General features: G+C 69.3%; 10 protein-coding genes. 8 read left to right on the forward strand and 2 right to left on the reverse strand.

Annotation, left to right across the window (positions count from 1 at the left end):
- The first annotated feature begins 41 nt into the window (after nucleotides 1–41).
- The 7 genes from AB8M85_RS12250 (at nucleotide 42) to ndk (ending at nucleotide 8,211) form a co-directional block, all read left to right on the forward strand.
- Nucleotides 42–1,112, forward strand: a complete 1,071-nt coding sequence (locus tag AB8M85_RS12250; RefSeq protein WP_372699109.1) for a carbohydrate ABC transporter permease — start codon at nucleotides 42–44, stop codon at nucleotides 1,110–1,112.
- On the forward strand, nucleotides 1,109–2,005 hold the full coding sequence (locus AB8M85_RS12255) for a carbohydrate ABC transporter permease (RefSeq protein WP_372699110.1): 897 nt from the start codon (nucleotides 1,109–1,111) through the stop codon (nucleotides 2,003–2,005). The genes AB8M85_RS12250 and AB8M85_RS12255 overlap by 4 nt, the downstream gene beginning before the upstream one ends.
- A gap of 8 nt (nucleotides 2,006–2,013) precedes the next feature.
- Nucleotides 2,014–2,247, forward strand: coding sequence for a hypothetical protein (locus AB8M85_RS12260; protein WP_372699111.1), 234 nt, complete (start codon nucleotides 2,014–2,016; stop codon nucleotides 2,245–2,247).
- A 404-nt stretch (nucleotides 2,248–2,651) separates the two neighbouring features.
- Nucleotides 2,652–5,912, forward strand: coding sequence for an isoleucine--tRNA ligase (ileS, locus tag AB8M85_RS12265; RefSeq protein ID WP_372699112.1), 3,261 nt, complete (start codon nucleotides 2,652–2,654; stop codon nucleotides 5,910–5,912).
- The gene (locus tag AB8M85_RS12270; protein ID WP_372699113.1) at nucleotides 5,913–7,274 is read left to right on the forward strand and encodes a folylpolyglutamate synthase/dihydrofolate synthase family protein; all 1,362 of its coding nucleotides are present in this window, start codon (nucleotides 5,913–5,915) and stop codon (nucleotides 7,272–7,274) included.
- Between the two features lie 36 nt (nucleotides 7,275–7,310).
- The gene (locus AB8M85_RS12275) at nucleotides 7,311–7,757 is read left to right on the forward strand and encodes a DUF4233 domain-containing protein (protein WP_372699114.1); all 447 of its coding nucleotides are present in this window, start codon (nucleotides 7,311–7,313) and stop codon (nucleotides 7,755–7,757) included.
- 37 nt (nucleotides 7,758–7,794) lie between these two features.
- Nucleotides 7,795–8,211: a nucleoside-diphosphate kinase gene (gene ndk / locus AB8M85_RS12280; protein WP_372699115.1), complete on the forward strand. Its 417-nt coding sequence runs from the start codon at nucleotides 7,795–7,797 to the stop codon at nucleotides 8,209–8,211.
- Nucleotides 8,212–8,281: 70 nt separating this feature from the next.
- On the opposite strand, the gene AB8M85_RS12285 is transcribed toward ndk, so the two are convergent.
- Complete coding sequence (locus tag AB8M85_RS12285; protein ID WP_372699116.1) at nucleotides 8,282–9,013, reverse strand: GAF and ANTAR domain-containing protein; 732 nt, start codon at nucleotides 9,011–9,013, stop codon at nucleotides 8,282–8,284.
- A gap of 243 nt (nucleotides 9,014–9,256) precedes the next feature.
- Nucleotides 9,257–9,904, reverse strand: coding sequence for a vitamin K epoxide reductase family protein (locus tag AB8M85_RS12290; RefSeq protein ID WP_372699117.1), 648 nt, complete (start codon nucleotides 9,902–9,904; stop codon nucleotides 9,257–9,259).
- 414 nt (nucleotides 9,905–10,318) lie between these two features.
- On the opposite strand from AB8M85_RS12290, the gene AB8M85_RS12295 reads away from it, so the two are divergent.
- A complete protein-coding gene (locus AB8M85_RS12295; RefSeq protein ID WP_372699118.1) occupies nucleotides 10,319–13,852 on the forward strand; it encodes an Rne/Rng family ribonuclease in 3,534 nt (1,177 codons plus the stop codon).
- The last annotated feature ends 12 nt before the right edge of the window (nucleotides 13,853–13,864 follow it).

The following is a 13,864-nucleotide window of genomic DNA, read 5'->3' on the forward strand; positions in this document are numbered from 1 at the left end:
GCCAGCACTCCTGCCGTACGCCCAGGCTGAAAGGACTTGAGATGGCAACCGAGGCAGTGGGACGTACGCGGGGACGCCGCAGGCGGCAGCCGCAGGAGCCGCCTCCACCGGAGCACCCTGCGGGGCCGGACATGGACGCGGAAGAGCCGGAGCCGACCGACAAGCGCGCCAAAAGCCAAGGCAAATGGGCGACCTGGCTGATCCTTCCCTCGCTGATCCTGCTGGGCTGCGTCATCGTCTACCCGGTCATCAGCGCCATCGTCCTGTCGCTGCAGAAGGACCAGGGCCTGGATCCGGCCACCGGGATGTTCGTGGCCGGCGGATTTGCCGGACTGGGCAACTACATCGGGTGGCTGCTGCAGCAGTGCCCGTCCATCGGGGGCGGCACCGTCGACTGCGCGCCGGGCACCCTGGGCTCCCAGTTCTGGAGCGCCACCTACAACACCTTCTTCTTCACCGTCATCACCGTGGCCATCGAAACCGTGATGGGTTTCTGGATGGCGATGATCATGGCGCGCACCTTCCGCGGCCGCGGCCTGGTCCGTGCCGCGGTCCTGGTGCCCTGGGCGATCCCGACCGCGGTCACCGCGAAGCTCTGGTTCTTCATCTTCGCCTACGAGGGCATCGCCAACAGCCTGTTCAACGCGAACATCCTGTGGACCGGAAGCGAGGGGCCGGCCCGGACCGCCGTCATCATCGCCGATGTCTGGAAGACGACGCCGTTCATGGCGCTGTTGATCCTGGCCGGGCTGCAGCTGATCCCCAACGACGTGTACGAAGCCGCGAAGATGGACGGCGCCTCGACCTGGCAGCGCTTCACCCAGATCACGCTGCCGTTGGTGAAACCCGCCCTGATGGTCGCCATCCTGTTCCGCGTCCTGGACGCACTGCGGATGTTCGACCTGCCCTACATCCTCACCGGGGGCGCCAACGGGACCACCACGCTGTCCATCCTCGTCGTCGACCAGATCCGGCAGGGCTTCAACGCCGCGGCCGCGCTGTCGACGATCACCTTCATCATCATCTTCATCGTGGCGTTCATCTTCGTGCGTTTCCTCGGGGCCAACGTCGTGCAGAACACCAACATCGTGGAGACGAAGGAGACGAAATGAGCGCCGTACCCGCAACTGCCACCCGCGGCGTGGACGACGGGGCACCCCGTGCTGCCGCCCGCACGCGCCAGCGATGGTCCTCGACCCGTACCTACATCAATGCCGGGGTCATCGTGCTGTGGTGCCTGCTGCCCTTCTACTGGATGGTCCTCACGGCCTTCCGCGATGTCGGCTACACCTTCGACACGAGCTTCTGGCCCACACATGTCACGCTGGAGAACTTCGCCACGGCGTTCTCCACCGATCTGGGCAACCACTTCGGACGATCGCTGTTCAACAGCTTCTTCATCGGCATCTGCACCACTGCCATCGGCCTGCTGTTCGGCGTCTTCGCCGCCTATGCCCTGGCACGGCTGAACTTCCGCTTCAAGTTCATCGTCCTCGGCTTCATCCTGGGCGCCTCGATGTTCCCCGGGGTGGCCATCGTCACCCCGTTGTTCCAGCTCTTCACGAACATCGGCTGGATGGGCACCTACCAGGCGCTGATCATCCCCGACATCTCCTTCGTCCTGCCGCTGACCGTCTACACGCTGACCGCCTTCTTCCGGGAGATGCCCTGGGAACTGGAGGAGGCCGCACGGATCGACGGGTGCACCCAGGGCCAGGCGTTCCGCAGGGTCATCATGCCCCTTGCCGCGCCAGCGGTCTTCACCACGGCGATCCTGGCCTTCATCTCGGCGTGGAACGAGTTCCTGATTGCCAGCCAGCTGTCCTCCGATGCCACTGCACCGGTCACCGTCGCCATCGCCAGTTTCGCCGGCGCCCAACCGCACCAGGAACCGTATACGGCGGTCATGGCCGCCGGGACGATCGTCACGGTCCCGCTGGTCATCATGGTGCTGGTCTTCCAACGCAAGATCGTCGCCGGGCTGACCGCCGGCGGCGTGAAGTAGGGCCGCCCATGGCCACCCCCGAACGCCGGGCCGCGCGACGTGCAGAGAACCTGGACATTCTCATCGGGTTCCTGGGCTTCTTCGCCGCGGTGCTGGTCGTGGTCATCGTGACCACCGAACTCCAGGGCGGATCCGCGCTGCTCTGGTCGCCGGTTCTGCTCGTGCTGGTCCTGGCCATCTGGGGACTGTGGCGGTTGCGCAGCCGGCTGCCCGAGCCGAAGATCGAGCGCAAGACCTACTAGGGCGGCACCGCAGCGCGGAACGAGGACGGGGCACGACGGAACAGCACGACGGAACAGCACGAGGGAGCAGCACGACTACCGGGCACGACGGCGGGGACGAGCCAGCTGCCCCGGCCGGGTCGTCGCCGCCACGCCGGATCCGCTAGACTGGGGCCACCAGCTACGACCCGGCCATCACCGGCGAGCTTCCGGAAGAACGGCCCGCGACGTGGGCCCAGTAGAACCGGGCGGTTGGGCGCGTCAGAGCCCCTGGAGAGCGGTTCGTGCGCGCCACCCCACGGGGCGGGCCACGGACAAGCGGGGTGGTACCGCGAGCACCGGCGACCGAGCGCCGGGAATCGTCCCCGCATCGAGACGAGCAGGCGCGGGCACCCCACGCCGAACCGATGCGAGGACTACCGCCGATGAGCATGTACCCCAAGGCCTCCACCCATCCCGAGGACGCCACCGTCGCCTCCCCGCGCTTCCCCGAGATCGAGGAACGCGTGCTGCAGTACTGGGAGAAGGACCACACCTTCCAGGCCTCCATCGACGCACGCCCGGCCGGGAAGGACGGCTCCAACGAGTTCGTCTTCTACGACGGCCCGCCCTTCGCCAACGGCCTGCCCCACTACGGGCACCTGCTCACCGGCTACGTCAAGGACCTCGTCGCCCGCTACCAGACCCAGCGCGGCAAGCGCGTCGAACGCCGCTTCGGCTGGGACACCCACGGGCTGCCCGCCGAACTCGAGGCGATGAAGCAGCTGGGCATGACCGACAAGAAGCAGATCGAGGCCATGGGCATCGACAAGTTCAATGCTGCCTGCCGCTCCTCCGTCATGAAGTACGCCGGCGAATGGCAGGAATACGTCACCCGCCAGGCCCGCTGGGTCGACTTCGACAACGACTACAAGACCCTGAACGTCGAGTACATGGAATCGGTGCTCTGGGCGTTCAAGCAGCTGCACTCCAAGGGCCTGACCTACAACGGCTACCGCGTGCTGCCGTATTGCTGGAAGGACGAGACCCCGCTCTCGAACCACGAGCTGCGCATGGACGACGACGTCTACAAGGACCGCCAGGACCAGACCGTCACCATCACCTTCGAGCTGCTGCCCGGCGACTCCGAGATCTCCCGCGAGCTGGCCGGCACCCAGGCCATCGCCTGGACCACCACGCCGTGGACCCTGCCCACCAACCAGGCCCTCGCCGTCGGCCCCGGGGTGCGCTACGCCGTCGTGCCGGTGGGCCCGAACGGCGCGGCGGCCGCCGGCGAACGCTTCCTGCTCGCCGAGGACCTCGTCGCCTCGTACGCCAAGGACCTCGGGTACGACGACGGCGCCGCCGCCACCGCCGCGGTCGCCTCTACCGTCGCCGGCACGGAATTGGAGGGGATCGGCTACCGCCGGCTCTGGGACTACTTCGCCGACGCCGAGGCCTACGGGACCCAGAACTCCTGGAAGATCCTCGTCGCCGACTACGTGACCACCACCGACGGCACCGGCATCGTCCACCAGGCCCCCGCCTACGGCGAGGAGGACCAGAACATCTGCGAGGCCAACGGCATCCCCGTGGTCCTCTCCGTCGACGAGGGCGCCAAGTTCCTGCCGCTGTTCGCCACCGGCCCGCTGGCCGAGATCGCCGGCGTGCAGGTCTTCGACGCGAACAAGGCCATCACCCGGGTCCTGCGCGACTCCGGCCGGCTGCTGCGCCAGGCCAGCTACGAGCACTCCTACCCGCACTGCTGGCGCTGCCGCACCCCGCTGATCTACCGCGCCATCTCCTCCTGGTACGTCGAGGTCACCGCGTTCAAGGACCGGATGTCCGAGCTGAACCAGCAGATCAACTGGATCCCGGGCAACGTCAAGGACGGCCAGTTCGGCAAGTGGCTGGCCAACGCCCGCGACTGGTCGATCAGCCGCAACCGCTACTGGGGCAGCCCCATCCCTGTGTGGGTCTCCGACAACCCGGAGTTCCCGCGCACCGACGTCTACGGCTCGCTGGCCGAGCTGGAGGCCGACTTCGGCCGGCTGCCGCGCAACACCGAGGGCGAGGTGGACCTGCACCGCCCGTTCATCGACGAGCTCACCCGGCCCAACCCTGACGACCCGTCCGGGGCCTCCACCATGCGCCGCGTCGAGGACGTCCTGGACGTCTGGTTCGACTCCGGCTCCATGCCCTACGGGCAGGTGCACTACCCGTTCGAGAACGGCGAATGGTTCGACACGCACAACCCGGCGGACTTCATCGTCGAGTACATCGGGCAGACGCGCGGCTGGTTCTACATGCTGCACATCCTCTCCACCGCGCTGTTCGACCGCCCGGCCTTCCGCAACGTCATCAGCCACGGCATCGTGCTCGGCTCCGACGGGCAGAAGATGTCCAAGTCGCTGCGCAACTACCCGGACGTGACTGAGGTGCTGGACCGCGACGGCTCCGACGCGATGCGCTGGTTCCTGATGTCCAGCCCCATCCTGCGCGGCGGCAACCTGGTCGTCACCGAACAGGGCATCCGCGACGGCGTCCGCCAGGTGATCCTGCCGCTGTGGAACGTGTACAGCTTCTTCACCCTCTACACGAACTCCGCCAACGGGGGTGCCGGCTACGACGCGCAGCTGCGCCACGACGGCTACACCGATTCGCTGGACATCTACCTGCTGGCCAACACCTCCGACCTGGTCGCCGAGGTGGCCGCCCGGATGGACGACTACGACGTCTCCGGTGCCTGCGACGCGCTGCGCTCCTACCTGGACATGCTCACCAACTGGTATGTCCGGCGCAGCCGCGACCGCTTCTTCGCCGAGGACACGGACGCGTTCGACGCCCTCTACACCGCCCTGGAGGCCCTGTGCCGGGTGGCCGCCCCGCTGCTGCCGCTGGTGACCGAGGAGATCTGGCGCGGCCTCACCGGCGGGCGCTCGGTGCACCTGACCGACTGGCCCGAGGCCGCCGCCTTCGGCTCCGACCCCGCACTGGTCGAGCGGATGGACCGGATCCGCCAGATCTGCTCCACCGGCTCCAGCCTGCGCAAGGCGGCGAAGCTGCGGGTGCGCCTGCCCCTGCAGGAGCTCACCGTCGTCGTCCCCGGGGCCGCGGATCTGGAATCCGGGGCGGAGACGATCGCCGACGAGCTGAACCTGCGCCACGTGCGCCTGGTCGACGCCGCCGACGCCTCCCCGGAGGAGTTCGGCATCGAGCAGATGCTCGTCGTCAATGCCCGCGCCGCAGGCCCCCGCCTGGGCAAGAACGTCCAGGCCGCCATCAAGGGCTCCAAGTCCGGCGACTGGTCCATTTCCGACGCCGGCGTCGTCACCGCCGGCGGACTGGACCTGGTGCAGGGCGAGTACACGCTCGAGACCGTCGTCGCCGACACGCACGACGGCGGCACCACCGCGGTCTCGATGCTCCCCGGGGGCGGGTTCGTGGTCCTGGACACCGAGCTGACCCCCGAGCTGGAGGCCGAGGGGACGGCGCGGGACATGGTCCGCGCCATCCAGCAGGCCCGCAAGGACGCCGAGCTGCACGTCAGCGACCGCATCCTCACCACCATCAGCGCCCCGCAGGACGTCGTCGACGCCCTGCACGCCAACGCCGAGCTGGTGCGCCGGGAGACCCTGACCCTCGACCTGGAGCTCATCCCGGGCGACGTCGAGACCACCATCACCGTAGAACGGACGGTTGCCTGAATGCCCACCGGACACGACGCGTTCTCCGTGGAGAGCGTCTACGCGGAACTGCTCGGGCGCGCCCCGGAGAACAAGATGGAACCGCGCATGGAGCCGATGTTCCGTGCCATGGAGGTGCTCGGCGAGCCGAACAAGGCCATGCCGATCATCCACGTGACCGGGACCAACGGCAAGACCTCCACTGCGCGGATCATCGAGCAGCTGCTGCTGGCCCACGACCTGCGCGTCGGCCGCTACACCAGCCCCCACCTGTCCAGCGTCACCGAACGCATCAGCCTGGACGGCGCCCCGGTCCCGGACGAGGTCTTCGTGCGGATCTGGGACGAGATCCGCCCCTACCTGGCCATCGTCGACGCCGAACTGGCCGAGCAGGGCCTGGTCCCGCTGACGTACTTCGAGGCGCTGACCGTCCTGGGCTACGCCATCTTCGCCGACGCCCCCGTCGACGTCGCCGTCATCGAGGTCGGCCTGGGCGGGATCACCGATGCCACCAACGTCGGCGACGGGCAGGTCTCCGTGGTCACGCCGATCTCGCTGGACCACACCGACCTGCTCGGCGACACCGTGCGCGACATCGCCCTGGAAAAGGCCGGCATCATCAAGCCCGGCGGCTTCCTGGTTTCCTCGGCGCAGGAGCCCGAGGCCGCCCAGGTGCTGCTCGAGGCCGCCCGCGAGCTGGAGGTCCCCTTCCGGTTCGAGGGCGTCGAATACGGCGTCGAATCCCGCACCCTGGCCGTCGGCGGGCAGAGCCTCACCATCCAGGGCCTGGCCGGCCGCTACGAGGACCTCGCCCTGCCGTTGCACGGCGCCCACCAGGCGCAGAACGCGGCCGTAGCCGTCGCCGCGATGGAGGCGTTCCTCGGGGGAGGGGAGACGGCGCTGAACGAGGAGCTGGTCCGGCAGGCGTTCGAGAACGTCGCCAGCCCCGGACGGCTCGAACTGGTCCGCTCGGCCCCGACGATCCTGGTCGACGCCGGGCACAACCCGGCCGGCCTGCGGGTCTCCGCCGAAGCCGTCAAGGAGGCCTTCGGCTTCAGCACGCTGGTGCTGGTCGTGGGCATCCTGGCCGAGAAGGACGCCGCCGCCATGCTCGAGGAGCTGTACGCCCAGTACGGCGACCTGGTCGAGGACCTCTGCCTGACCCAGTCGACCTCGCCCCGGGCCATCCCGGCCGGTGAACTGGGCGAACTGGCCCTGCGCGCCGGGTTCAAGGAACAGGACCTGTACATCACCGAACGCCTCGACGACGCCCTGGAATGGGCCGTCGGACGCGCCGAGGCCACCGACGACCTGGCCGGCGGCATCCTGGTCACCGGCTCGATCACCGTCGTCGGCGAAGCCCGGACCCTCCTGGGCAAGTAGCCTGGGCAAGTAAGCAGTGAGGAAAGCAAGCACCCCATGGCACGCATGACCAAAGCCCAACGCGAATGGCGCCCCGGCATGAAGAAGAAGCGCCGCTCCACCCGCGTGCTCTTCGCCTCCACCGTCCTGACCCTCGAAGCCGGCGTCGCCCTCTTCGCCACCCTGGCCGTCTTCGGCCTCTACCGCGACGAGATCAACCCGGCGCTGATCTTCCTGGTCGGCGGCTGGATCATGGCCGTGTGCATCCTGGCCTGCGCGTTCCTGTCCAAGCCGCTGGGCTACTGGATCGGCTGGACTGTGCAGGTCATCCTGATCCTGCTCGGCTTCGTGGACCCGTCGATGTTCGTCGTCGGCGTCCTGTTCGCCCTGTGCTGGTGGTACGCCGTCACCAAGGGCCGCACCATCGACCGGGAGAACGCCCGGCGGGACGCCCTGCAGGCCGAATGGGACGCGGCGCACCCGGAGCCGGATCCCGGCCACTAGACTCGATACGAACCCCGAACGACGAAGGAGGACCCGCGTGTCCACAGAACGCACCCTGGTACTGGTCAAGCCCGACGGCGTCAACCGCCAGCTGACCGGCCAGATCCTGGCCCGCATCGAGGCCAAGGGCTACCGCCTGGCCGAACTCAAGCAGGTCACCGCCACCCGCGCAATCCTGGAGTCCCACTATGAGGAGCACGTCGGCAAGCCGTTCTACGAGCCGCTGGTCGAGTTCATGCTCTCCGGCCCGGTCGTGGCCGCCATCTTCGAGGGCGAACGCGTCATCGAGGGCTTCCGCTCGCTGGCCGGCACCACCGACCCGACGACGGCGACCCCGGGAACCATCCGCGGGGATTTCGGCCGCGACTGGGGCGAGAAGGTCCAGCAGAACCTCGTCCACGGCTCCGACTCGCCCGAGTCCGCCGAGCGCGAGATCGGCATCTGGTTCTCCTAGCGGGAAACCAGCCGGGAGCACCCGGGACGACGCCGGACAGGCACCTTCGCGGTGCCTGTCCGGCGTTTTTTCAGCGGTCGAAGTGCGTGGCCGGTTCCTTCGCGCCGGTTCCCTCGACCATGGCGGTCGCCACGTCGCGGAGCTTGATGTTGCGCGTGCTCGAGGCCGAGACGAGCAAGGCGAAGGCCTCCTCCTGGCTGCAGCGGTTCTGCCCCATGATGATCCCCACCGCCAGGTCGATGCTGGTCCGCGACTTCATGGCCGCTAGGGCGTCACGCTCCGCGTCGAGGTGGTGGGCGAGCCGGATGGAGATCTGCAACGCCTGGGCGCTCTGCGAGGCATATTCGCGGGCGGCGGCCACACGCTCGGGGGTGAACCAGTGCGCCTGGCCGGCGTAGAGGTTCAAGGCCGCCCGGTCGGGGCCCTCGAGGTCGAAGGGAATGGCCAACACCGAGTGGATGCCGTGTTCCCGGATGACCACGGAGTATTCGGGCCAACGGGTGTCCGTGGCGAAGTCAGGGGCGTGGACCAGTTCCTGGGTGCGGGCCGCCGTGAGGCAGGGCCCGTCCTGGTAGTCGTATTGGAGTTCGTCCATGGCCTGGGCGACGGGGCCGCTGCTGGCGATGGTCCCCGCCTTCTTGTGCCTCAGCAGGGTGACACCGCACATGACGTCCGTGTCGTCATCCGACAGCTCCAGCGCGGCCAGGCGCGTCAACGCATTCAGGAAGGCCTCCAGGGTGTCCGACTCCAGTATCTGCCCATGGAGGTATTCGCTGACGGTCATCTCGGGTGGCACGGTCACGTGGGGACTCCTGTGGTCGATCGAACGATGTGATCCTGTGTCTATTATCCGCAAATCTGCCTGCCACGGGAGCACGGCCATGCCGCGCAGGTCCGTGGCCTTGTGGGCAGCGGAAGGGACGATGGCCGACCGCAGGATTGCGGCGATGAGTGGACGGCTGGAAGGCACGGATGGTCAAACGAGGCGGGACATCCATGGTGCCCGCGCCGGCCCGAGTCCGGACGCGCCCCGGCCGGGGGAGGGCTATCCAAAGAACGCGTTGGCGAAGGCGATCAGGATGGAACCGGCGCACAGCACGGCCAGGACCACGGCGATGACCCAGTGCCATTCGGCCACGAAGCGCTTCACGCCCCCCGAAGCCGGAATGACCCCCTGGCTGATGTTGCGGGCCGTCGTGTAGACGAACAAGGCGATCATCATGGCCCACACCACCATGCAGTAGGGGCACAGCACGTGGATCACATACAGGGCTTGGAACCACAGCCAGCAGATCATCACCAGGGCCAACGTGATGCCGGTCTGCAGGCCAATGAAGTACCAGCGGGGCATCCGCGCCCCGGTGGCCAGCGTGATGCCGATGGCCACGACGACGGCGAAGCCCGCCACGCCAATGAGCGGGTTGGGGAAGCCGAAGAGCTCGGCCTGGTGGGTCTGCATGACGGTGCCGCAGGACACCCAGGGGCTGATGTCGCACGAGGTGACGTAGTTGGGGTCCTTGTAGATCTCCAGGCGTTCGAGCGTCAGCGTGCAGGCGGCTATCCAGCTGACGAATCCGGCCACCGCGAGGATCCAGCCGAAGACGCGGTCGCGTGCGAAGCCCGGCATGCCATCGTCTTCCGGTGTCGAATCTGCGTCGTGGCGGACGGTGGGTGAATGGGCTTCGTGGGCCACGCGGTGTCTCCTCGGGTAGCGGTGGCGGCACCGGGCAGTGCCTGCATCCCTCGAGTCTAGGCGGATCACCAGCCCCGGGCTGGTTCCATATGAGACAATGGGCGTGGTTGTCGGTGAATCCACAGTTTGCCGCCAGCCCGACTGCAGGATTCCGGGCCCGCTCGCGATGGATCACCGCAGGCATCGGCAACGATGTCCGCGGATGAATACCGCAGACGGCCGCCGCAACAGAAAGCGGCTTGCCCGGCGGACTGCGTTGGTTCCCCGGGAACGCCGCACCCGCCGACGTTGGTGCACCTCGGGAAACGCGAATACTGACTTCCGGGATCCGGAAGGCCCCCGGGGCCGCGGATCCCGAACCGAGCGCCGGCGTACCGGCTGTGGAGGGTACTCCGGCTAGGAGTATGGCCTTCCATGGAAGCAACGAACGAAGAACTGAATGGGCCGGCACAGTCGTCCCTCCCCGTGCCCGCCACTGGCAACACCCCCGAGCCCGCCACCACCGACATCACAGCGGACGTGAAGGCACCGGCAGCCAAGCGGGCACCGCGCACACGCGCCACCACCCGCAAGGCCCCCGCCGCAGCCACCGACGACGAAGCAGCAGGCACCACCGACTCGTCCGGGGAAACGGCCGCAGAGCCGGCACCGAAGGCCGCCCGTGCCACCCGCACCCGCAAGGCGCCGGCCAAGAAGGCCGCGCCCGCCGCGGACACCGCGAGCGAGGCCCCTGCAGACGCCGCCGTTGAGGCAGGCACCGAGGCCCCGGCCGAAGAGCAGGCAACCGCCGCCCAGGCGGAGGCCCCGAAGAAGCCGGCCCGCGCGCCGCGCACCCGCAAGACCGCAGCCAAGGCCGCGCCCGCCGCCGAGTCACCCGCCGACAGCGCCGCCCCTGCCGATGGCGCGGCCCCTGACGCCGCGGACACCTCGGCCGCATCCGCCGACGAGCCGGTTGCCCCGGCCAAGGCCCCGCGGACTCGGAAGGCACCGGCCCGCAAGACGCGCGCGACCGCCGAAGCCCCCGCCGAAGCTCCTGCCACCGAGAGCCTTGCCACCGAGACCGCGGCCACCGAGGGTGCAGCCAGCCAGGCCCCGGCCGCGTCCACCACCGAGCAGCCGACTACCGAGCAGCCCACCGCCGCCGCTGACGAGGTTGCCGGCACCACGGCTCCCACGGCCGCCAACCCGTTCGCCATCCCCGATTCCCCGGTATCGGTCCTGTTCCAGGCACCGGACCTCTCCGCCGTCGTCCCCGCATCACGTGGCAGCGAGTCCACCGACGAGCAGGACGCCTCCGCCGACCAGGACCAGGGCGGACGGAACCGCCAGAGCCGGCGCAGCCGATCCCGCTCCCGCGACGACTCCTCCCGCCAGGGGGAGGACCACGCCGAGGCGGACTCCGAGGGCGAGGAGGGCAATGGCACGTCGTCCCGCCGTCGCCGTCGCCGTCGCCGCGGTGATGCCGATCTCGAACTGACCGGCGGCCAGGACGACGACCCGCCCAACACGGTGACCCGGGTCCGCGGACCGCGGGCCACCACCGAGGCGGCCCCCTCGAACAAGGTCACCTCCGTGAAGGGCTCGACCCGGCTCGAGGCCAAGCGCCAGCGTCGCCGCGACTCCCGTGATGCCGGGCGCCGCCGCCACGTGATCACCGAGGCCGAGTTCCTGGCCCGCCGCGAATCGGTCGACCGCCAGATGGTGGTCCGCCAGAACGAGGACCGCATCCAGATCGGCGTCCTCGAGGACGGCGTGCTGGCCGAGCACTTCGTGTCCAAGACCCAGCAGGATTCGCTGATCGGCAACGTCTACGTCGGCAAGGTCCAGAACGTGCTGCCGTCCATGGAGGCCGCGTTCATCGACATCGGGCGCGGGCGCAACGCCGTGCTCTACGCCGGCGAGGTCAACTGGGACGTCGCGGGTCTGGAGGGCCAGCCGCGCCGCATCGAGCACGCGCTGAAGTCCGGCGATTCGGTCCTGGTCCAGGTCACCAAGGATCCGGTCGGGCACAAGGGCGCCCGGCTGACCAGCCAGATCTCCCTGCCGGGCCGCTACCTGGTCTACGTGCCCGGCGGCTCCATGACCGGCATCTCCCGCAAGCTGCCCGACGTCGAGCGCAACCGGCTCAAGAAGATCCTCAAGGACCACCTGCCGCAGAACGCCGGCGTCATCGTGCGCACCGCCGCCGAGGGGGCCAGCGAGCAGGAGCTGATGAACGACATCAACCGCCTGCGCGCCCAGTGGGAGGGCATCGAGTCCGCCTCGACCTCGACGAAGACCACCCCGCCGGAACTGCTCTACGCCGAGCCCGACCTGACCATCAAGGTGGTCCGAGACGTCTTCAACGAGGACTTCACCAAGCTCATCGTCTCCGGCGAGCAGGCCTGGGACACCATCGAGGCCTATGTGATGTACGTGGCCCCGGACCTGATCAGCCGGCTGGAGAAGTGGACGTCCGGCGAGGACATCTTCGCCTCCCACCGGATCGAGGAGCAGATCCACAAGGCGCTGGACCGCAAGGTCTTCCTGCCCTCCGGCGGTTCGCTGGTCATCGACCGCACCGAGGCCATGACCGTGGTGGACGTGAACACCGGCAAGTTCACCGGCTCGGGCGGCAACCTCGAGGAAACCGTCACCAAGAACAACCTCGAGGCCGCCGAGGAGATCGTCCGCCAGCTGCGCCTGCGCGACATCGGCGGCATCATCGTCATCGACTTCATCGACATGGTGCTCGAGGCCAACCGGGACCTGGTCCTGCGCCGCCTGGTCGAATGCCTGGGCCGCGACCGGACCAAGCACCAGGTCGCCGAGGTGACCTCGCTGGGCCTGGTCCAGATGACGCGCAAGCGCATGGGCACCGGCCTGCTCGAGGTCTTCAGCGAGAACTGCGAGGCCTGCAACGGCCGCGGCGTCGTCACCCACGACGAGCCGGTCGAGCACCGCCGCTCCTCGGGCGGCCCGGCCGAGCAGAACAACCACAAGCGCAACGACCGCAATGACCGCAAGCCGCGCGGCAACCGCCACGGCAAGGGCGGCGAGGTGGACCACACCACCGAGTTCACCGCTCCGGAGCCCAAGCCACAGGACCCCGAGGCCGAGGCCAAGGCCGAGGCCGCCCGCGCCGCGTTCGCCTCCATCGCGGCGGCAGCGCACGCCGCCCACCAGGACGGCGCCACGGCGCAGAGCACCGGGCACGACGGCGGTGCCCCCACCTCCGGTGGGACCGGCCAGGAGGCCGGCGGAAGCTCCGGGGGAGAGGACCAGCGCGACGGCGGATCACGCCGCCGCGGCCGGGGACGCTCACGCGGCCGCGGACGGGCCGGCTCGCCGGAAACCTCACCGCAGGAACAGCCGCAGAACGAGCAGGAACCCGTGCAGCAGCAGGCGCAGCAGGCTCCCGCGCAGCCTGCACCCGCCGCAGCCGGCGGTGCCTCCGAGGTCGCCGACGAGGGCCCGGTCGTGAGCCTGGCCGGCGAACCGGTCCGCCTGCCGCGGGCCCGCCGCAGCCGCCGCGCCACGGCGCCGACGCAGACCCCGGACCTGACGCTGGAGTCGCTCAGCGCGGCCTTCGGCGCCACCCCGGAGCCGGCCCGCGAGACTGCCGCACCGGAGCAGGCCAAGGAGCCGGCCAAGCAGCCCGCCGCCGTGGAACCCGCCGCTACCCCGGCTCCCGTGGTGGACGAGCCGGTTGCCCCCCAGGAGCCCGCTGCCGCCACGCAGCCTGCTGCCGCCGCGCAGCCTGCACGGAAGCCGCGCCGCAGCCGCTCGGCGTCCAGTGCCCAGGGCAGTGCCAACACGCCGATCGAGCGCAAGGAGGCACCGGCGTCGTCCGCTGCCGCAGGCACCAGCCACGTGGCCAAGCTGGATCCGCGTGCTGGGAAGGCGCAGGACACCGCCGGTGAGACGCCCGTCATGCTCGGCGTGGGCGTCCCCGCAGAGGAGCTCTGAGCAACCGGCTAT

The sequence above is a fragment of the Arthrobacter sp. JSM 101049 genome (assembly GCF_041679245.1).
Taxonomy (GTDB): Bacteria; Actinomycetota; Actinomycetes; order Actinomycetales; family Micrococcaceae; genus Arthrobacter_H.

Bases quoted from the DNA above. Each gene is read 5' to 3' on its own strand.
- AB8M85_RS12250 (WP_372699109.1), top strand. From the start codon at position 42: ATGGCAACCGAGGCAGTGGGACGTACGCGGGGACGCCGCAGGCGGCAG.
- AB8M85_RS12255 (WP_372699110.1), top strand. From the start codon at position 1,109: ATGAGCGCCGTACCCGCAACTGCCACCCGCGGCGTGGACGACGGGGCA.
- AB8M85_RS12260 (WP_372699111.1), top strand. From the start codon at position 2,014: ATGGCCACCCCCGAACGCCGGGCCGCGCGACGTGCAGAGAACCTGGAC.
- ileS (WP_372699112.1), top strand. From the start codon at position 2,652: ATGAGCATGTACCCCAAGGCCTCCACCCATCCCGAGGACGCCACCGTC.
- AB8M85_RS12270 (WP_372699113.1), top strand. From the start codon at position 5,913: ATGCCCACCGGACACGACGCGTTCTCCGTGGAGAGCGTCTACGCGGAA.
- AB8M85_RS12275 (WP_372699114.1), top strand. From the start codon at position 7,311: ATGGCACGCATGACCAAAGCCCAACGCGAATGGCGCCCCGGCATGAAG.
- AB8M85_RS12295 (WP_372699118.1), top strand. From the start codon at position 10,319: ATGGAAGCAACGAACGAAGAACTGAATGGGCCGGCACAGTCGTCCCTC.